The 15,314-nt window shown below is 61.6% G+C and carries 34 protein-coding genes and 1 tRNA gene; all 35 read left to right on the top strand.

Annotated elements, in window-relative coordinates:
- The 35 genes from DVR09_RS17285 to DVR09_RS15320 all read left to right on the top strand — a co-directional run bounded on the left by DVR09_RS17285 (nt 1) and on the right by DVR09_RS15320 (nt 15,308).
- A complete protein-coding gene (locus DVR09_RS17285) occupies nt 1-210 on the top strand; it encodes a hypothetical protein (RefSeq protein ID WP_162815027.1) in 210 nt (69 codons plus the stop codon).
- A 147-nt stretch (nt 211-357) separates the two neighbouring features.
- Nucleotides 358-639: a hypothetical protein gene (locus tag DVR09_RS15475; protein ID WP_115418166.1), complete on the top strand. Its 282-nt coding sequence runs from the start codon at nt 358-360 to the stop codon at nt 637-639.
- Nucleotides 640-1,061: 422 nt separating this feature from the next.
- Entirely contained in the window at nt 1,062-1,373 is a 312-nt protein-coding gene (locus DVR09_RS15470; protein ID WP_115418165.1) for a hypothetical protein, read from the top strand.
- A gap of 162 nt (nt 1,374-1,535) precedes the next feature.
- On the top strand, nt 1,536-2,009 hold the full coding sequence (locus DVR09_RS15465; RefSeq protein WP_115418164.1) for a cyclic-phosphate processing receiver domain-containing protein: 474 nt from the start codon (nt 1,536-1,538) through the stop codon (nt 2,007-2,009).
- A gap of 100 nt (nt 2,010-2,109) precedes the next feature.
- On the top strand, nt 2,110-2,331 hold the full coding sequence (locus DVR09_RS15460; protein ID WP_115418163.1) for a hypothetical protein: 222 nt from the start codon (nt 2,110-2,112) through the stop codon (nt 2,329-2,331).
- Nucleotides 2,332-2,445: 114 nt separating this feature from the next.
- Nucleotides 2,446-2,832: a hypothetical protein gene (locus DVR09_RS15455; RefSeq protein WP_115418162.1), complete on the top strand. Its 387-nt coding sequence runs from the start codon at nt 2,446-2,448 to the stop codon at nt 2,830-2,832.
- A 43-nt stretch (nt 2,833-2,875) separates the two neighbouring features.
- Nucleotides 2,876-3,100 carry a hypothetical protein gene (locus tag DVR09_RS15450; protein WP_115418161.1) on the top strand — a complete coding sequence of 75 codons (225 nt, stop codon included), beginning with the start codon at nt 2,876-2,878 and terminating at the stop codon, nt 3,098-3,100.
- Nucleotides 3,101-3,229: 129 nt separating this feature from the next.
- Complete coding sequence (locus tag DVR09_RS17280; protein WP_162815026.1) at nt 3,230-3,802, top strand: tyrosine phosphatase family protein; 573 nt, start codon at nt 3,230-3,232, stop codon at nt 3,800-3,802.
- A gap of 15 nt (nt 3,803-3,817) precedes the next feature.
- Complete coding sequence (locus DVR09_RS15440; RefSeq protein WP_115418159.1) at nt 3,818-4,066, top strand: hypothetical protein; 249 nt, start codon at nt 3,818-3,820, stop codon at nt 4,064-4,066.
- A gap of 66 nt (nt 4,067-4,132) precedes the next feature.
- Nucleotides 4,133-4,315, top strand: coding sequence for a hypothetical protein (locus DVR09_RS15435; RefSeq protein WP_115418158.1), 183 nt, complete (start codon nt 4,133-4,135; stop codon nt 4,313-4,315).
- Between the two features lie 24 nt (nt 4,316-4,339).
- Nucleotides 4,340-4,522: a hypothetical protein gene (locus tag DVR09_RS15430; RefSeq protein ID WP_115418157.1), complete on the top strand. Its 183-nt coding sequence runs from the start codon at nt 4,340-4,342 to the stop codon at nt 4,520-4,522.
- Nucleotides 4,523-4,598: 76 nt separating this feature from the next.
- Nucleotides 4,599-5,228 (top strand): hypothetical protein, encoded by a 630-nt coding sequence (locus DVR09_RS15425; RefSeq protein WP_115418156.1) that lies wholly within the window; start codon nt 4,599-4,601, stop codon nt 5,226-5,228.
- Nucleotides 5,229-5,238: 10 nt separating this feature from the next.
- Nucleotides 5,239-5,314 (top strand) — tRNA-Thr (locus tag DVR09_RS15420).
- A 115-nt stretch (nt 5,315-5,429) separates the two neighbouring features.
- Nucleotides 5,430-6,014 carry a hypothetical protein gene (locus DVR09_RS15415; protein ID WP_115418155.1) on the top strand — a complete coding sequence of 195 codons (585 nt, stop codon included), beginning with the start codon at nt 5,430-5,432 and terminating at the stop codon, nt 6,012-6,014.
- 34 nt (nt 6,015-6,048) lie between these two features.
- The gene (locus DVR09_RS15410; RefSeq protein ID WP_115418154.1) at nt 6,049-6,342 is read left to right on the top strand and encodes a hypothetical protein; all 294 of its coding nucleotides are present in this window, start codon (nt 6,049-6,051) and stop codon (nt 6,340-6,342) included.
- A gap of 59 nt (nt 6,343-6,401) precedes the next feature.
- Nucleotides 6,402-7,046, top strand: coding sequence for a hypothetical protein (locus DVR09_RS15405; protein WP_162815025.1), 645 nt, complete (start codon nt 6,402-6,404; stop codon nt 7,044-7,046).
- 139 nt (nt 7,047-7,185) lie between these two features.
- Nucleotides 7,186-7,953 (top strand): S8/S53 family peptidase, encoded by a 768-nt coding sequence (locus tag DVR09_RS15400; RefSeq protein ID WP_115418152.1) that lies wholly within the window; start codon nt 7,186-7,188, stop codon nt 7,951-7,953.
- A gap of 74 nt (nt 7,954-8,027) precedes the next feature.
- Nucleotides 8,028-8,189 carry a hypothetical protein gene (locus DVR09_RS17275; RefSeq protein WP_162815024.1) on the top strand — a complete coding sequence of 54 codons (162 nt, stop codon included), beginning with the start codon at nt 8,028-8,030 and terminating at the stop codon, nt 8,187-8,189.
- 1 nt (nt 8,190) lies between these two features.
- Nucleotides 8,191-8,475, top strand: a complete 285-nt coding sequence (locus DVR09_RS15395) for a helix-turn-helix domain-containing protein (protein ID WP_115418151.1) — start codon at nt 8,191-8,193, stop codon at nt 8,473-8,475.
- A 103-nt stretch (nt 8,476-8,578) separates the two neighbouring features.
- On the top strand, nt 8,579-8,857 hold the full coding sequence (locus DVR09_RS15390) for a hypothetical protein (RefSeq protein ID WP_115418150.1): 279 nt from the start codon (nt 8,579-8,581) through the stop codon (nt 8,855-8,857).
- 51 nt (nt 8,858-8,908) lie between these two features.
- Nucleotides 8,909-10,351: a hypothetical protein gene (locus DVR09_RS15385; protein ID WP_162815023.1), complete on the top strand. Its 1,443-nt coding sequence runs from the start codon at nt 8,909-8,911 to the stop codon at nt 10,349-10,351.
- A 36-nt stretch (nt 10,352-10,387) separates the two neighbouring features.
- On the top strand, nt 10,388-10,810 hold the full coding sequence (locus tag DVR09_RS15380) for a hypothetical protein (RefSeq protein WP_115418148.1): 423 nt from the start codon (nt 10,388-10,390) through the stop codon (nt 10,808-10,810).
- Between the two features lie 37 nt (nt 10,811-10,847).
- Nucleotides 10,848-11,273: a hypothetical protein gene (locus tag DVR09_RS15375; RefSeq protein WP_115418147.1), complete on the top strand. Its 426-nt coding sequence runs from the start codon at nt 10,848-10,850 to the stop codon at nt 11,271-11,273.
- A 2-nt stretch (nt 11,274-11,275) separates the two neighbouring features.
- A complete protein-coding gene (locus DVR09_RS17810) occupies nt 11,276-11,410 on the top strand; it encodes a hypothetical protein (RefSeq protein WP_267899723.1) in 135 nt (44 codons plus the stop codon).
- Between the two features lie 48 nt (nt 11,411-11,458).
- Nucleotides 11,459-11,695 carry a hypothetical protein gene (locus tag DVR09_RS15370; protein WP_115418146.1) on the top strand — a complete coding sequence of 79 codons (237 nt, stop codon included), beginning with the start codon at nt 11,459-11,461 and terminating at the stop codon, nt 11,693-11,695.
- A gap of 8 nt (nt 11,696-11,703) precedes the next feature.
- A complete protein-coding gene (locus tag DVR09_RS15365) occupies nt 11,704-12,426 on the top strand; it encodes a hypothetical protein (RefSeq protein ID WP_234041651.1) in 723 nt (240 codons plus the stop codon).
- 139 nt (nt 12,427-12,565) lie between these two features.
- The gene (gene arfA, locus DVR09_RS15360; RefSeq protein WP_115418145.1) at nt 12,566-12,709 is read left to right on the top strand and encodes an alternative ribosome rescue factor ArfA; all 144 of its coding nucleotides are present in this window, start codon (nt 12,566-12,568) and stop codon (nt 12,707-12,709) included.
- Between the two features lie 46 nt (nt 12,710-12,755).
- Nucleotides 12,756-13,043 carry a hypothetical protein gene (locus tag DVR09_RS15355; RefSeq protein WP_115418144.1) on the top strand — a complete coding sequence of 96 codons (288 nt, stop codon included), beginning with the start codon at nt 12,756-12,758 and terminating at the stop codon, nt 13,041-13,043.
- Nucleotides 13,044-13,097: 54 nt separating this feature from the next.
- Complete coding sequence (locus DVR09_RS15350) at nt 13,098-13,385, top strand: hypothetical protein (RefSeq protein ID WP_115418143.1); 288 nt, start codon at nt 13,098-13,100, stop codon at nt 13,383-13,385.
- 21 nt (nt 13,386-13,406) lie between these two features.
- Entirely contained in the window at nt 13,407-13,649 is a 243-nt protein-coding gene (locus DVR09_RS15345) for a hypothetical protein (protein WP_115418142.1), read from the top strand.
- A complete protein-coding gene (locus tag DVR09_RS15340) occupies nt 13,649-14,014 on the top strand; it encodes a hypothetical protein (RefSeq protein ID WP_115418141.1) in 366 nt (121 codons plus the stop codon). Before DVR09_RS15345 ends, DVR09_RS15340 begins: the two co-directional genes overlap by 1 nt.
- Nucleotides 14,015-14,016: 2 nt before the next feature.
- Entirely contained in the window at nt 14,017-14,415 is a 399-nt protein-coding gene (locus DVR09_RS15335) for a hypothetical protein (RefSeq protein WP_115418140.1), read from the top strand.
- Nucleotides 14,416-14,480: 65 nt separating this feature from the next.
- Complete coding sequence (locus DVR09_RS15330; protein WP_115418139.1) at nt 14,481-14,747, top strand: hypothetical protein; 267 nt, start codon at nt 14,481-14,483, stop codon at nt 14,745-14,747.
- A gap of 85 nt (nt 14,748-14,832) precedes the next feature.
- On the top strand, nt 14,833-15,015 hold the full coding sequence (locus DVR09_RS15325; protein WP_115418138.1) for a hypothetical protein: 183 nt from the start codon (nt 14,833-14,835) through the stop codon (nt 15,013-15,015).
- A complete protein-coding gene (locus DVR09_RS15320) occupies nt 15,015-15,308 on the top strand; it encodes a hypothetical protein (protein ID WP_115418137.1) in 294 nt (97 codons plus the stop codon). The genes DVR09_RS15325 and DVR09_RS15320 overlap by 1 nt, the downstream gene beginning before the upstream one ends.
- Nucleotides 15,309-15,314 lie beyond the last annotated feature (6 nt).

The raw sequence follows: 15,314 nt of genomic DNA, 5'->3' as shown, positions 1-15,314 counted from the left end.
ATGACCGAACGCACTGGCCCAATGACCGAAGAACGCCTTGGCTTACACAAGGCTGACTGCCGCACCGCAGGCGGCAGTCTCTCGATCCCCTGTGAGGAGGGCCTCCTCGTCATAGCAGGTCCCTCTGACGGCTGGACCTTCACACTCGACGGCGAAGAGGTAGCTGAAGACCGGGTTCTTGGCCTCACCCAGTCCGACCACAGCTACTGAGCTTCCCTCCAAGGTCAGCATAATCCCAGGGGCGCATAGCGTCCCCTCCCGGAGCCCGACGGCCCGGGTCTGCATCCTGAGAATCAATTTTCAGAAAGGATGTGCTCCCAGATGGGAGATGAAAAACAGACAAGGGATTTTGAAATCATGACCAACGCACGCCGCTTCTCGCCGATCTTCGTCGCGACCGTTACCCCGGCATCGATCGCCACCGGCACTGCCAAGAACGGCAATGACTACGCCAAGATGCAGGGCGCGACCGTCCAGCAGGACGGCAAGGCCGACAAGACCATGACTGTCATGGCTTTCGGAGACCAGCACGCCGAAGTCGCTGACCACCTCATCGAAGGCCAGCCGGTCGACCTCGCTGTCCAGTACGACGGCGGCTCGCTCAAGGTCATCGGCCTGCCGCGCGCCAAGGCCGCGTAAGCCTCAACCAGCTACCCCGCGCCACGGCAGCCTACCCTGCGCTCGGTCCGCACGCTCCCACCCCGGCTAGCGCGCGACATGCCGACCTCAGGCGGCTTCACCCGCGCACCGAGAGCCCCGCTGGTTTGCCAGCGGGGCTTCTTGCGTTCGATCTAACCGATCTCACGAGGAAATAGGTCGACCTCGACAGGCGACCAGGATCCGCAAGCGACCATCGGCACACTGTCTGCTGACCGCATCCAACGCGCGCCTCTAGCGCCCAGCCGTAAACGGCCGGGCTCCGAAGAGAGAGGCCAAGGCAGCCAGAGGCTGCAACGCTCGGAGCCACAGAAGCCCGAGCGCCAATCCCGACAATGAGACCCAGAAAAATGGGTGTCCTCAATGATGAGGATGAAAACAGACAGTCACAAGGATTTGACATCATGACCACGCAGACCGCACCCGCAGCCCGCAGCTTCTCGCCGATCTTCACCGCAACCATCGTCCCGGGCAGCGTTTCGACCCGCGACGGCAAGAACGGCAAGTACATCGTCTCGCAGGGCGCCACCTACCAGACGGAAAAGATGGACGCACCGCGCGAAATCACCCTGATGGCATTCGGCAAGTGCGTCGACGCCGTCCGCGGCAAGATCCGCAAGGGCCGCGCAGTCGAACTCGCCGTCCAGTTCGACGGCGGCACGCTCAAGGCCATCGGCCTGCCGCGCGAAGAAGCACCGGCCGCTGCTGAAGGCTAAGCCTCGCACCCGCGCTTCCACAAAGACCCCGTCGGCTTCGGCCGGCGGGGTTTTGTGCTTCTGGATATTCCCTTGATCCAGAGAAAACTTCCAGCTGCAATATGTAGCCACGATGGGGATGAAATCCTGCCCATCGCATAATTCGCCTCCCAAGGAGATCTCATGGGCCGTAACCAGCTCCGCCATTCGCCCCGTCGCACCCAGTATGGACGCCAGGGCACTGCAAAGAAGCCTGCGCTCAAGGCAGTTGCGAATGAGACCCCTCCGAGCCCGTACAAGGACGACCTCGTCCGGATCTTCCTCGATGACGAGCGTCCTTGCCCTCCCGGCTGGACGCTGACGCGTAGCCTCGGGCAGTTCATCCGGGCTGTCACCGAATGCCCGCCTGAGAAGCTCGGCGGCCTAGCCCTCGATTGGGACCTCGGATACGGCCAGCCGAACGGCCACGACGCGGTGGAGTTCGTTATCGAACATCTCACCGCCAATCCCGAAGCCTTCGAATTCGATGGCATCTTCTGTCACAGTGCATGTCGCGAAGAGGCCGTGAAGATGGCCAAGGCTCTCAACGCCGCACTTGAGCAGCACGAGAACCTCTCCTGGATTGCCGTCATGCTCGAGCTGCCCGGAAGTCAGTAATCACGGCTACGCCGGTTTCCGGCTGGATGCTCCGCGCACCAGCCGGGCCACCCCCTCAATCGGGTGAAACCCCTGATTGAAACCACAAGGGGAAATGAAAATGGCACTCGCACAACTCGCTTCGACCGGCACCATCGACTTCGCTGCGCTCATCCAGGCTTCGAAGGATGCCTACCACGAGGCCATCCGCGACGTCGCGCTGGAAGCCCTCGAAGGCGAAGACAACTCGGACCGCATCGCTGGCCTCGCACACGCCTACGGCATCGACCTCATGAGCGTCACCGCCGACGTCGAGAACCAGATCGACCTCCTCAAGAACTGAGGGCTCGAACCCAACCTGTAAGCAACGCTTACAAGTTCGAATGAACAGCCCCGCCGCAGAGATGCGCGCGGGGCTTTCTTCATCGATATTCACCCCAGGCCCGAAAGGCTCTCTATGCTGACCCTCACCCACGAACTTCTGCGCAACGCGATCCCCGAAAATTTCGGGTGGATGTTTCTCGATGCCGTCATCCCCGGCTGGCAGAGCAATCTCGAAGGTCGGCATCGCCATGACTTCGAGCCGCAGCTCGGCTGGAAGAAGGTCGACGCTCCCGAAGAACACGCTGATCGCGTTGGCAACCTTCCTTCGAGCACCTATGTCGACCCGACCGGCACCACCCACATGACCATCGCCATCAATGGCGAGGTCCTGCCGATCTTCATCACTGGCGACGGTTGGGAAATCGGCTGCGTCGATGCCCACGGCGACAGCTTCGAGGAAGTCGAAGCCCTCCTTAGCGGTCGCAAGCACGACAACTGGCCGTTCCACTTCTATAGCTAACCAGTCCGAGCCGCCTCGCCACCCAATCCTGAAAGGAAATCGCATGGCTGTCTCAACCATGACCCCGACCGGCAAGCTCGCCTATGAGTTCGGCAATCGCCGGCTTCCCCTGCAGGTCCTCCAGTCGGGCCGCGGCTTCTATCTCGGCACAGCCGACGACGGTGGACCCGTCAGCCGCGAGAGCGCTGAGTACTGGCCGACCTACGATGAGGCGGAAGGCGCGCTCGACAAGGGCCCAGATGCCTGGACCCAGCGCGACGAACCGTAGGATTTCTCCGCCCTCTAAAGAGAAGGCCCTGCCCGCTCGCGCGGTGCGGGGCCTTTCTCGTTTCTGCCCTTCAGGCAGAGGAATGATTTCCCGTGTGAACCATGTCACCATTCGAAAAAGGAAAGTCTCGTGTCAGCACCGCTTCCACAACCCGCACCTGGCCTAGTGGCCGTTGCTTCACTCGCGCAGGCCCGTCGCCACAAGCGCAAGTGGGATGCGGTCCTGACTATCGAGGACCCCGAGGCGCGTCCGGGCGATCAGCTCCGCTTCTCTGCCTCACCCGCGCCTGCCCACCTGGTCCTCTCCTTCGAGGACGCAGACAGCGAAGTCTTTGGCTACGCCACCGCCCTGCCGGACGATGTCCGAGCCGCTCTTGAGTTCGCTCGAGCTCACGCCGGCGGTTCTCTCCTCGTCCACTGCTTCCACGGTGTCGGAAGGTCGGCGGCCGTTGGCCTTGCCATCCTCGCTGATCGGCTGGGCCCGGGCCGCGAGGTCGAAGCCCTCGATGCGCTTGCAGCTGTCCGCCCCGGCACCACGCCCAACCTGGTCGCGGTGGAATATGCAGACCAGCTGCTTGAGCGCGACGGCGCCCTGCTCGCTGCCCTGCTGGAGCGTGAGGCTGGCGAACCTGACACGCTTCGTGCCCGTCAGCGTCGCTATGACTACGCGACCCAAAATCCCAGCCTCTACGCAAGGCGTTAAGTCGGAGATTTCGTAATGCTCACGCCCGACCGTATCCGCGCCTGCCGCGCAGACACCGGCTTCTCCATGATGCAGGCGAAACGCGCCTGCCAGATCGCTGACGAGCGATTTGATGGAGATGACGAGCTTGGCGCTGCTTGGATGCAGGCCGACACCCTGGCCGTCAATGTCCGCGGCGATCGCGCCGCTTGGAATGACCAGTGGGCTCGTCAGAAGGTTGCTACCCGCAAAGCCGCCTCATCTGACGGAGAGGCGGAAGCCTAAGCCCAGTCGATAATGTCCCCTGAGAGGGTCCTGAAGCCAATATCGGCATGAAAAGGACTTTCGACCATGTTCACTCTGCTCGCAATCGCCATCGCAGCTGTTCTCGTCACGATCTACCTCGTCCTCGCTCCCTACGTTCGCTTCTTCGTCCGCATCCTTCCGCGCATGCTGTTCGAAAACCTGACCGAAGCCGACAAGCGCGGCATCATCGTCCAGCTGCAGGCTCTGAACCGCCAGCCGCTCTTCTGACCTCGACGCACAGAGAACAGAACCATGTTCGGCATCAACCCCGCAATTCTCATCGGCCTCAGTGCCATCTTCGCCGTTCCGGGCCTTATCGTCTTCGCCTTCATCCTTCTCGAGAAGTTCACCAAGCCGAACTTCGAGTGGACCGAAGAAATGGACGAGGAGCTCGAAGCCTCGCTCGAACTGCGCGACGCGCGCCTGCGCGGTTAATCGCCGCCAAGACCAATCCGATATGTCCGGATGGGGTTTCTCAAAACCAATATCGATCATGAAAAGGGGATTCCCGATGCTGCTCACCAAGACCGCAGAACGCAAGGTGCTCAAGGCCATCAAGGCTACCCTGCGCCTCACCGACCGCCAGGCTCGCTCGGTCATCCTCAAGAACGAGTATGAGCTGACCCTCTTCCGCTCTGACTACGACCGCTGTGTCGCAATCGTCGACCAGGACAGCCGCACCGGTGCCGGGTTCCTCTACCTCTCGATCTACGCGCCCAGCGGAGACACCGGCTACTACGTCGAGGTCACCAAGCTGACTCTGGACGACGAAGACCTCGTGCGCTGGAAGCGTCTCCCCCTCGAAGAGGCTTACGCCATCCCTGAGGGCGTCCAGTTCTTCCGCGACGCCTGCGATATGGTCGAAGGCAAGATCCTCTCGGCTCGCCCCGACAGCGAAGAGCGCCTGATCGTCTCGGTCGAGACCGCCGCAGGCGTGCGCGACATGGCCATGCTGGTCGAGATCGGCACGCCGCAGGAAGTTCTGTCTTACGCGAACGGCCGTGTCGGTGACGACCTGATCCTCTTCATCGAAGAGGCTCCCCGCGCCAAGCGCAAGGACATCGCCGGCGACCTGCCCATCCTCGAGATGTGCATGGACGCCGACGTCGAATGGATTCAGCCCCTGCCGATGGCGGCCTGACCAAATCCCAGCCGCTCTAGCTCAGCTGGTAGAGCAACGCTTTTGTAAAGCGAAGGTCGTCGGTTCGAGCCCGACGGGCGGCACCACCCCTCCAGAGCGATGTGGCGAGTGACTGAAACATAGTGCTTCCCACATGTTCCCAAAACATCCTGCGATCCTCTACAATGGGGATTGGGAACGCACCCGTAAGAAGGAAACAACATGCTCAAAGTCGCAACCAAAGGCGAAGCCTACAACGACCTCGGTATTGTCGTCGACAACGACAACGTGCCGATGGCCGATCGCTGCAAGGCTATCGTCCGCGCGCTGAGCGCTATCGTGACCACTGGTATCACCACCAGCTGGAGCGAGCTGACCTACGGACTGGTGAACACCATCAACATCAGCACCCGTGAGACCATCGGCTTCACGACGAGTGTCCGCAATCGCGCCCTGACGGGAAGCGACACCGTGCTCACTCACAAGATCATGGTCGCCCGCGGCCGCAACGTCTCGCAGAATCCTCCCGAGCCGACCGATTGGACCATCGACGAACTGCTCGACTGGATCCAGCATCTCCCCGCCGAGCTTATCGCGAAGCTGCCCGAGCCGAACTTCCAAAATCCGGCGATTGCAGCCTTAAATGAGGCACTTGTCACCAACTTCGGCCAGAAGGTCGAGCTCATTCCCGGCCGCGCATTCATCGCGAGCCACGATAAGAAGGCGGACCTCATCACGCTCAAGATCCCCGGTTTCGGTACCGGCCGGTTCTGCAACGCAAACGACGTGCTCACTCTCGCACGCTAAAGCGCGATGACGGTCCTCTAACAAGGACCATACCATGAACTACATCGACTCCGACGCTCGCATTGCGGGCACGCTTTCGCTCACCCACAATCCGCTGCTCTTCGAAAACCAAGAGCAGCTCGACGAGTACAAGGCCTCCCTCATCGGGCGGTCCCACGAATGGCAGGGGCGCACCCGCCCTATTCCGCACCAGAAGCTCTGGGACGAAGATCCCGAGCGCTTCCCCTGCCTCATGATCCCTGTGGCAGAAAAGCACAATCCCGACGGTGCGGACTGGATTATGAACCTTTTCCTTTACGACCCCGAGATAATCGAGGAAAATTCGTAACCCTTTTCCCTGTAGGGGTGGGTCTTTGATCCTCCCCTACCCACTTTCAGGAGTTTCCCATGGCAAACATCCAGCTCGTAGAGCGCCACATGGCCCTCAAGGCTTACATCGCGCTCACCGGTGCCACGAAGACCGCCGAGGCTTCCGCTGAAGTCATCCAGGAAGCCCACAACCTGGTCGAGAAGGGGCTCGACCGTTTCGCCATCGTCCAAGAGCTGCTCGTGCGCTTCGGCCATGTCGATGACACGCGCACCTCGGGCCGTATCCTCGCTACGCTCCACCGTCGCCATGGCGAAGCCAAGGCTCGTCACGACCGCACCGCCCCGCGCACCGAGAAGAACGGCGCGCACTTCGATTCCACGCTCGCCGAGGAAATCACGCTCAACAACACCATTCAGGCCGTGATGGAAGATGTCGAATACGACCTCAGCCACGTCCTGCTCGCGGCTGGCCTCGATTACGAGGCTGGCATCGCTCTCCTCTCGCTGACCGCCGATAAGCGTCATCGCTACGAGGAGAACGACCCGATGGCCAAGGGCTTTGCCCGTCTCATCGAAGAGGGCCTGGCTCTCAACATCTCGAGCCAGTTTTCGGGTGGAAGCCTCGGCATCACCCTCAGCGCCGCCGGCGAGATCGTCTATCGCCTCGTCACCGGCGAACGCAAGCTCCCGCGCCGCTCCGCTCCAACCGCGCTCGCAGCCTGAACATTCAGCCCGTCGGACGATGTCCGGCGGGCTTTTTTGCGCCTCCTGAAATTCCCTGAGGGAATCCAGATCGTCTGCTGAAGAGCAGCATGAATGAACCCGATGTTTCGGTTGAATTCAAATCTGGAAAGGAAAAACGATGAAGATCATCAGCAAGCTCTACACGATCGTTGCACTTCTCGTTGCTTCGATCCTCATTGCGAACCCTGCCTACGCTCAGGCTGAGCGCGTCAAGGTCGCTATCATCGACACCGGCGTGGTCGTCGAGAACTCCTACCCCGACGCTGTCGTCACGCGCTACGACGCCCGCCCGGGCCGCGAAATTGCGGTTGATACCCGCTCCGGCCGCCAGTGGGGCTCGAAGCACGGCACTTGGGTCGCCGGCGCTCTCCTGAACGAAGTCCAGGACGACGTCGAAATCCTCTCGTACCGTGTCGAGAGCAAGTGCCGCGGCAACGAGTGCGATATTCGCCTTCGCGAAATCTACAATGCCGCACTCCACGCCGTTGCTCAGGATGCGAAGATCCTGATCATCTCGTCGGCCGGTGCCATGCCCGCATCCGTGCAGGACATGTTCGCCGATATCGCCGCTCAGGGCGTGCACCTCGTCTTCTCGGCCGGCAACAACGGCGGCACCTCGCCGTACATCCGTCTCGCCTCCCTCAACCGGGATTACATCCACGTCGTGGGTGCTCTCGACAAGGACGGCGACAAGGCTCGCTTCAGCGACGACGACGACGGGCAGGACCTCTTCCGCTGGTACCCCGGCGAAGACATCCACACCGTCGACCCTTCGGGTGCTTCGCGCGTCGTGGACGGAACTTCCTACTCGACGTCGCTGCTGGCTGCGGACCTCGTCCGCGACCTGCGCAAGCCCACCTACGACCTCGCCAGCATCCGCTACTGAGCTGGCGAGGTCACCTCGCCCTTCCCTCAATGCACTCGATCCAAGAGCGACTGCAGTTCTCGAAAGGAAAGACGATGAAGACCACGCTCACCGGACGCCTCGTCCGCATGGAATTCGCTCTGGTCAACAGCGCCACCCGCGCCCGCTTCGGCCTTCAGACCTGCATCGCCGTCGCTGCACGCGTCGAGGCCAAGCTCAACGCTCGCCTCTCGCCCACTCCGAACCTGAGGTCCTGAGATGCTCAAGCCCAATCACGACAAGGCCGACCTGCTCATGACCGTTGCTCGTCGCCACGGCCAGCATCCCGTCAATCGGCGCCACCAGCCGCCGCTCCGCGTCTTCAAGCAGCTCATCAAGGGTGGCTACCTGAAGGTAACCCGCCCTCAGGGTTACAAGCCGCGCACGACCTGGGTCGTGTTCACGCCCAAAGGGCGCGAAGAAGCCATCAAGCTGGCTCCCCACTACGGCATGAACGCAGCCAACCTGGCTGCCGACGAGCCCGAGCTCAAAGCTGCCGCCTAACCGGAAAATCCGGCTCAACGCGGCAGCTTCCTCCCAGAGGACTCTATAAGAATTTCACAGGCGCTTCCCCGTCTGACGAAATCATCCCGAGGAAGGAAAATTCATGAGCAAGCTCATTCACCTCAAGCCCACGCTTCACCGTTCGTTTCAGCGGGCTTGCGCGCGCTACGAGAAACTCGGCGCACGCATCATGGCTGTGGGCGTCAACAAAGCGCCCAGCCATCTCCTGAAGCAGATCGACCATGCTCGCGATCGCATGTACGACCTCGCCGGCCGCTGCCACGCCGTCGAGTGCGCTGTCGACCATGCGGTGAACCCGGAGCCGGTTCACCTTGGCGACCTGCTCTCCCCCGACGAGTTCACGAAGAGCCTCTTGAAGTAAGAGCCTCTTCTCACCCGCCGGTCCTCTCTTCCGTCTCTCAGGAGCCTATCAATGCGCAAGCGCCGTCTCCGTTCGCTGATCCCCGGTTCTCGCAACGCTGCCCCTGCTCAGGAGAGCATGGGAGCAAAGCTGCGCCAACTCCTCGTCGGCATGGCCCAGATGGGCGCACAGTCCTCCGAAGATCGTTCGGTCCGCACCCTCGTCATCGGGGCGGCAAAGCTCGCCCGCTCGGCTGGCGGCCTGCGCGCTGCCATTAACGGCATCGCCGAAACCGAACAGGCCCAGATCGCTGAAGCCGCGACCTGGATGGACCATGAGGCCGTTGCTGCCGGTCAGTCTGGTCGCTTCGATTCCTCGGACCTGCGCAACTGGCTCGCTATCGCTGCGCGTGCCGGCGTCGCCGCCATACCTGCCCGTGAAATCGCCTCTTTCACCTCTGACGAGTACGCTGCGCTTGTCGGCGTCTATGGTCTCAACCCGGACGACCCGCGCGTTGCGCGCACTCTCGAAGCCATTCGCAAGGGCATCGAGGCCGATTACAGCGAAGCCGAAATCGAAGAGGCCAAGGCTGCCGCAAAGAGCGACAGCCCCGAACTCGATATGAACGAGCTCGTCGAGCGTCTCCATTCCGCCATGGATGACATCCCTGAAGGCTGGATGGTCCGCTCGAGCGTGTGCGGCGGCGACAATCTGAAGGCTCTGGCCGGTTGCGGCGTGACCGAGACCTTCATTCCCGAAGTGCGCTTTGGGCCGGACCTCGAAGTCGGGCCCGGCTGGGTGCGCACCGGCAATCGTCGCCGGATCGACATCCAGGACAAGCGTACGATGCAGCTCTACGTTCGCAACGACACCGTCGACATCGCTTTCCTCGCCCGCCCGTGGGTCGTGGCCAGCCGTTGGCTTGAGGGTCGCGATCCCCACCGCGCTGGCACGCCCATCGATATTCCCGGCACATGGCCAGCCGAATGGCGAGCATTCGTGCGCGCTGGCAAGGTCGTCGGCGTATCCGCCTACTACCCGTGGGCCGGTCAGGCCGATGCTCTCTCGGCCGAGATGGCGCTCAAGGTGCGCGAGCTCGCCCAGGCCATGGTCGATGAGGCCATCGCCAACGGCCAGACGCCGCGCGCCATGGACAACGTGCTTGCACGCCAGAACGACAAGTTCACCCGCGCTATGGACGCTGCGGGCTTTGCCGACGGCGATTTCGACTGCACGCTCGATTTCATCGAAGCCGATGAGGGCCTGCTCTTCCTTGAAGGCGGCCCCGGATGCGGGATGCTCGGTGGCGGTCATCCCTGCGGCTTTGCTGGCGACTTCATCGAAGCCGAGTTCGAAGGCGAGCCCATGCGCTGGATGCCCACCAAAGGTGTGGCGTTCCGCAACATGGATCACGTCCTCATCGGCGAGCCGAAGACCTGGACACCGGGCGATCGCTCCGGCGCCATTCTCAGCTGGGACGAGGTCGAAGCCCTCGCCGCCTTCGAGCCCGCCTAAACCACTTCCCGCCTACCATTCCGAAGGAATAGCACCATGAAGCTCAACCCTGTTCGCCGCCTCGAGAAGCTGGAAAGCGTCGGCGGCTGGTCTGTCGGGACCAACAACACCGATGTCCTCATCCAGCTGACGGGTGCTGCGCCCGAATGCGAGATGGAGCGCCTGCGCATGACGCCCTATCAAGCTCAGTCCTTCGCCCGGGACTTCAGCGAGATGGCCCATGGCCGCCTTGAGCATTTTCCGACCCACCCCTTCTTCAAGGGCAACGCGTCCGTCCGCGCGCTCGGCAAATTCTTCGCTGTCCGCTTCAAGGACGGGGTTGCTTCCGCTGACGTGGAAGTCCTCTTCGCGCGCTACGACCTCTGGGAGTTCGCCAAGGCCATCTTCAACCAGGCTGTCGACATTGAAGTCTCAGCCAGCATAGCTGCAGCCGAACTCGCAATCGACCAAGCGGCCTGATACCAGCCCTCAATTCGCATTCCCAAGGAACCGCATCATGCGTCACAACTATCTTCGCCGTCACGAGAACCTGAAGGACGTCGGCAGTTGGTCTGTCGGAACGACGGGCTTCGAAATCGTTGCCCAAATTATGGGCTCCGGCCCTGAATGCGACCAAGAGCGTGTCATAATGACCGAGAAGGATGCCATCGTTCTCGGATTTGGCCTTACCGACTTCGCCGTGGGCGCCGCTGAAGATATCTTCAATGCCAGCTATATCTCGGGCAAGGCCACGATCATGCGCGAAGATCGCCAGCCAAACGGCGAGCGAGGCCGAACAATTCTCATCTTCGAGAACGGCGTCAACGACACTCGTGTCGAGGTCGTCATGACCGATTACGATGCTCTCGAGTTTGCCAAGGCTCTCTCGAACCAAGCGCTCGACATGCTCATCGCACCTCGCCACGAAGCGGCTGGCATCTGACCATGGACTTCGATCGCAAGCTCGACTGGGTCATCATCACTCTTCTGCTCATAGCCGTCAGCGCATCCTTCTCTGCGCTCGGATACGCAATCGCCGATTCCTTCTATGCCGACCAGCCGGTCCCTCATTCCCACTGAGGAATGTCAGGCTTCCTTCCGTTGAATTCTCTCGAAGGAAGGAAAATTATGGGCCAGCCAGCATACGATCCCGACCAGTGGTGGGCAGACAACTGCCTCACCGACGCCGACATGCACGCAGGCAAGCTCGTCGCTGACGGCGAAGGCGTCACCTTCCGCGTCGATGGCCTCGCTTACACCCAGCCCGACGGAACCAAGTTCTGGAAGGTCCGCAGCCTCGATGGTCACGACAAGTTCGCTGGCACTGCCGACAGCTTCATTGCTTCTTCCCGCAAAGGCCTCTGAGGATCCCCATGCTGCATCGTTCCATCATCGAAGCCCGCGGCGAAGCCGCATTCCCCGCCTGGCACGGCGAACGCGTCTACATGGAGCCGTTCCTGAAGGCTGAAGGCCTTCCGGCTCACCTGTCGCGCTGGCAGCCCACGATCGACGCCATGCTCGATGGCATCGACACCGACCTGCCCGTCTATCTCATGATCGACGAGAGCGAAGTGAAGGCCGGCGTCTGCCAGCGTCGCCCCGGCCTCCACATCGACGGTTACTGGAACCCTGCATATGCGGGTCACCAGGGGCATCTCCCCGTCTCCAGCCAGCCCGGCAAGCACAACGACCAGCCGCGCCCGCTGCATCGGGCATCCCCTGCCCGTCATCGCTCTACCCAGCCGGGTATGCACGGCACACACAGCGCCTGGGCCGGAAAGCACTGCCACGTCGCTTCTGAGGGCTCCATGGGCTCCGACTGGGCTTCGGCCCGTTTCGATGCTCCAGAGGGCATTATCCTCGCCTCTACGGTATCTGCTGCGCAGGGATACCTCGGCGAGTACGAAGGGCCGATCGGTGACATGGGCGATTGCGCCCATATCGACATCTCGAAACTCGATGTCCTGCCGATGCAGGCAGGCCGCGTTTACGCTGGCAATGTGAACTGCCTGCACGAGTCATTGCCGGTCGCGTCTGATTGCTGCCGCTCCCTCGTCCGCCTCAACGTCCCCGGGTGGACGCCTCAGGCGGCCTGAAGACTGAAAGGATGCTCCTCTCGGCTGGTCAGCTGCATCGCTGAAGACCAGCCGAGAGCGGCGACGGGACAAGCCCGCCAGCCGGCCAACCTCTGACAATTTCGGGAGACCGAATTGTATCCAGACAGAGGAATGAAAAATGGCCGCTCACGCTCTCAAGACCCGCAACCCCGTCGCTGGCGCACTGCGTCACGGTAACCACCGCCACCAGGTCGTGAGCGCTCGCAAGGGCCGCGGCTCCTACACCCGCAAGACGAAGCACAAGGCGCGCGCGTTCGACTGAACACGCCTCCCGGCTTCCCCTTCTTCCGGCTTCAAGGAGACCTTCCATGGCATTTGCAGATCATTCCTCAAAAGACATCTCGGCCCTGCCCATGCACATGCAGTCGGCATTCACGCCGCAGACGATCCACCAGGTTCGTCGCGGCTATGCTGTAGCGATCCAGTCGATGAAGGCTGGCGTTGCCATCCCCAGCCGCGACCCGAAGGCTCCGGAACTCGGCCAGAGCCACTCCTGCTTCCAGCAGGGCACGATCATCGCCCGCGTCGCGGCCAATGACGTCGACGGCATCGACTGGCTCACCGCGTCGAAGATCCGCCGCTTCCTCGCCTCCTAAGAGGCCAATGACCCTGCAGCTTTGCTGTGTAGGCATCAGGATAAGGAAATCGCCATGCGCAACTTCAACGCCCACGTCGTTACCCGCGCTCGCGCCGCTGGCGTCTTCCGCGCTCCGATGCGGGAGTTCCGCTTCGTGGACACCGAGGCCCACATCCTGCGCGAAACCGCAATCTCCGCCATGACTGCCGGCCGCTTCAGTTCTGCGCGCGACCGTCACCTCATCGTTTCGCGTCCCGCTCCCGCACCCCGCATCTCCACCTTCATTCCTATCGGTGGCGGGATGCACCGCGATGATACCAACATCACTGGCGCCTTCGCTCCGATCCGGAAAGCTGCCTGAATTCCTAAGGAATCCCTGACAATGACCGTAATTCCCCGACTTGTGGCGGCCAAGAACATCCGCGAGGGTGACGTTCTCGACCTCGAGGGCGACGAGTTCGCTGACCGTCCTACGGACGATCACGCCAACAACTTCGAATACGAGTACCAGCCGGTGCACGAAGTTGAGCGCGAAACCGCTGACTGCATTCGCATCGGCGGTGACGGCTGGCTCGTCGGCTTCCCTGAAGACCATCTCCTCAAAGTCATCCCGAAGGAAGACTAATGTCGGAAGTACTCATCAACGACGAGCGCCTCGTCTCTATCGAACGCCGCTTGCAGCAGCTCGAGGGGCGCCAGAAGGACGCTGACCCGGCACAGAAAGCAGGCCTTGGTCGCTCCATTGCCAAGCTGAAGGCGCAGGCCAACATCCTGCGCACCAATCCCGGTCTCGATCTTCCCATCGTTGAGGTTGCATCCCTTCATGATGCTCTGGCGACGATGGATCTCCCTGTGGAGAAAAAGACCGCGCTGGGTGAAGGCTCCCTTCGCTGGCTCGGTCGCAATATGGCCCTGCACAATGCTGGCCACCCGCGTCTCGATGAGGCTCGCGGCATCCTCGGGCGGCTGGGCGTGAGCTTCGTCCTCTAACCATGGGACGCGCTATTCACACCTCCAAGCCGATCGACCGAACCGGGAAGTATTCCGGCAAGGATGCACGCCGCGTTTCCGCTCTGCTCTCCAAGCTCGATTCCGAACTTGAGGCCGAACGCGATCTCGCTCTCAACGCACTCGTCTCCAAGATGGTGCTGAGCGACTTCATCGGCATCATCCGGTTTGCTGCCTACTCGCTCGGCTATTCGCAGGAGACCACTACCAAGTGGCTTCATACCTGCGTCGACCAGTCCATGGATGTCGGACAGATCGTCGACAATCTCCATGGGACGATGGCCGATAAGTCTGTCCGCTGGAGCGACATCCTCACCGAACTTCCAATCGCGGACATCCTCGATGCCCGCCCGGTCCAGTGCTTGAAAGTCCTGGCCCGGTGAAGTGAAGGCGAATGACCCGGGTGTCCGTGTCGAATTCTAGACAGGACATGAAAGGGACCTACGCCATGACGATCGCACTTCCTGAAGGCTACACCTCCGTAGAAGACGCTCTGCCCAAAGATGACCATCCGGTCCTCGCAATCCGCGAATCCGGCTACCTCAGCTGCGAGTTCGAAATCATCACCGCGATGTATCGGCCGGACTATCGTCCGAAATCGCCCTGGCGCGACATCACCGGTGACTCCGTCAACGATACCGGCTCGGGCATCCTCGGCTGGGCTTACGCAGACGAACTGCTCAAGCCCACCGGCGACAAGCGCGCCTTCGCATGATCCCCACACCCCGCCTGCCTTCCCCTGTGCAGGCGGGGATTTCGCATATCCGACCCTCCCCCATAGTTTGGACAGGAACCGTTCCATGGACGAGATACCTCAGACGATTTCAACCAAAGACGTGCTCACTGCATTGGCCGCGCATCTTATGCAGACCGAGGAATGCACCCAAGAACAGGCACTCGACGATGTACTTTCGATCCTCGGTTTCTGCGAAGCCGTCGACGGGCATGGCATCTACGATGCTGTCATTCAGGAGCTCAGCTGATGAGCTGCCCTCTCGCTGCCGCCCTTGGCGCCGCTGCGCCCTTTTTCGATGACAAGGGCAAGCTCGCTGCCCAGCCCTTCATCAATGCCAGCCGTCTGGAATGCTGGGGCCTCAACGCCTCCACCATCCAGCCGGACAGCATGTCGCTCGATGCCGATAGCCTGACGCTTCGCGCCGGCAACACCTCCATCGATCTCGCCAAGGCGATCTGCCGGACGGCTGGTGAGTATCTGCTCATCATCGACGAGAACGGTGACAGCTTCTGCTTCAACCACGCTCCCACGAAACACTGAGGACCG

Source organism: Erythrobacter aureus (assembly GCF_003355455.1).
In the GTDB taxonomy this organism is placed as follows: domain Bacteria; phylum Pseudomonadota; class Alphaproteobacteria; order Sphingomonadales; family Sphingomonadaceae; genus Qipengyuania; species Qipengyuania aurea.
This window is presented reverse-complemented; position numbering and strand designations above follow the sequence as displayed.

Coding starts and splice junctions, on each gene's coding strand:
- DVR09_RS17285 (WP_162815027.1), top strand. CDS start 1: ATGACCGAACGCACTGGCCCAATGACCGAAGAACGCCTTGGCTTACAC.
- DVR09_RS15475 (WP_115418166.1), top strand. CDS start 358: ATGACCAACGCACGCCGCTTCTCGCCGATCTTCGTCGCGACCGTTACC.
- DVR09_RS15470 (WP_115418165.1), top strand. CDS start 1,062: ATGACCACGCAGACCGCACCCGCAGCCCGCAGCTTCTCGCCGATCTTC.
- DVR09_RS15465 (WP_115418164.1), top strand. CDS start 1,536: ATGGGCCGTAACCAGCTCCGCCATTCGCCCCGTCGCACCCAGTATGGA.
- DVR09_RS15460 (WP_115418163.1), top strand. CDS start 2,110: ATGGCACTCGCACAACTCGCTTCGACCGGCACCATCGACTTCGCTGCG.
- DVR09_RS15455 (WP_115418162.1), top strand. CDS start 2,446: ATGCTGACCCTCACCCACGAACTTCTGCGCAACGCGATCCCCGAAAAT.
- DVR09_RS15450 (WP_115418161.1), top strand. CDS start 2,876: ATGGCTGTCTCAACCATGACCCCGACCGGCAAGCTCGCCTATGAGTTC.
- DVR09_RS15440 (WP_115418159.1), top strand. CDS start 3,818: ATGCTCACGCCCGACCGTATCCGCGCCTGCCGCGCAGACACCGGCTTC.
- DVR09_RS15435 (WP_115418158.1), top strand. CDS start 4,133: ATGTTCACTCTGCTCGCAATCGCCATCGCAGCTGTTCTCGTCACGATC.
- DVR09_RS15430 (WP_115418157.1), top strand. CDS start 4,340: ATGTTCGGCATCAACCCCGCAATTCTCATCGGCCTCAGTGCCATCTTC.
- DVR09_RS15425 (WP_115418156.1), top strand. CDS start 4,599: ATGCTGCTCACCAAGACCGCAGAACGCAAGGTGCTCAAGGCCATCAAG.
- DVR09_RS15415 (WP_115418155.1), top strand. CDS start 5,430: ATGCTCAAAGTCGCAACCAAAGGCGAAGCCTACAACGACCTCGGTATT.
- DVR09_RS15410 (WP_115418154.1), top strand. CDS start 6,049: ATGAACTACATCGACTCCGACGCTCGCATTGCGGGCACGCTTTCGCTC.
- DVR09_RS15405 (WP_162815025.1), top strand. CDS start 6,402: ATGGCAAACATCCAGCTCGTAGAGCGCCACATGGCCCTCAAGGCTTAC.
- DVR09_RS15400 (WP_115418152.1), top strand. CDS start 7,186: ATGAAGATCATCAGCAAGCTCTACACGATCGTTGCACTTCTCGTTGCT.
- DVR09_RS17275 (WP_162815024.1), top strand. CDS start 8,028: ATGAAGACCACGCTCACCGGACGCCTCGTCCGCATGGAATTCGCTCTG.
- DVR09_RS15395 (WP_115418151.1), top strand. CDS start 8,191: ATGCTCAAGCCCAATCACGACAAGGCCGACCTGCTCATGACCGTTGCT.
- DVR09_RS15390 (WP_115418150.1), top strand. CDS start 8,579: ATGAGCAAGCTCATTCACCTCAAGCCCACGCTTCACCGTTCGTTTCAG.
- DVR09_RS15385 (WP_162815023.1), top strand. CDS start 8,909: ATGCGCAAGCGCCGTCTCCGTTCGCTGATCCCCGGTTCTCGCAACGCT.
- DVR09_RS15380 (WP_115418148.1), top strand. CDS start 10,388: ATGAAGCTCAACCCTGTTCGCCGCCTCGAGAAGCTGGAAAGCGTCGGC.
- DVR09_RS15375 (WP_115418147.1), top strand. CDS start 10,848: ATGCGTCACAACTATCTTCGCCGTCACGAGAACCTGAAGGACGTCGGC.
- DVR09_RS17810 (WP_267899723.1), top strand. CDS start 11,276: ATGGACTTCGATCGCAAGCTCGACTGGGTCATCATCACTCTTCTGCTC.
- DVR09_RS15370 (WP_115418146.1), top strand. CDS start 11,459: ATGGGCCAGCCAGCATACGATCCCGACCAGTGGTGGGCAGACAACTGC.
- DVR09_RS15365 (WP_234041651.1), top strand. CDS start 11,704: ATGCTGCATCGTTCCATCATCGAAGCCCGCGGCGAAGCCGCATTCCCC.
- arfA (WP_115418145.1), top strand. CDS start 12,566: ATGGCCGCTCACGCTCTCAAGACCCGCAACCCCGTCGCTGGCGCACTG.
- DVR09_RS15355 (WP_115418144.1), top strand. CDS start 12,756: ATGGCATTTGCAGATCATTCCTCAAAAGACATCTCGGCCCTGCCCATG.
- DVR09_RS15350 (WP_115418143.1), top strand. CDS start 13,098: ATGCGCAACTTCAACGCCCACGTCGTTACCCGCGCTCGCGCCGCTGGC.
- DVR09_RS15345 (WP_115418142.1), top strand. CDS start 13,407: ATGACCGTAATTCCCCGACTTGTGGCGGCCAAGAACATCCGCGAGGGT.
- DVR09_RS15340 (WP_115418141.1), top strand. CDS start 13,649: ATGTCGGAAGTACTCATCAACGACGAGCGCCTCGTCTCTATCGAACGC.
- DVR09_RS15335 (WP_115418140.1), top strand. CDS start 14,017: ATGGGACGCGCTATTCACACCTCCAAGCCGATCGACCGAACCGGGAAG.
- DVR09_RS15330 (WP_115418139.1), top strand. CDS start 14,481: ATGACGATCGCACTTCCTGAAGGCTACACCTCCGTAGAAGACGCTCTG.
- DVR09_RS15325 (WP_115418138.1), top strand. CDS start 14,833: ATGGACGAGATACCTCAGACGATTTCAACCAAAGACGTGCTCACTGCA.
- DVR09_RS15320 (WP_115418137.1), top strand. CDS start 15,015: ATGAGCTGCCCTCTCGCTGCCGCCCTTGGCGCCGCTGCGCCCTTTTTC.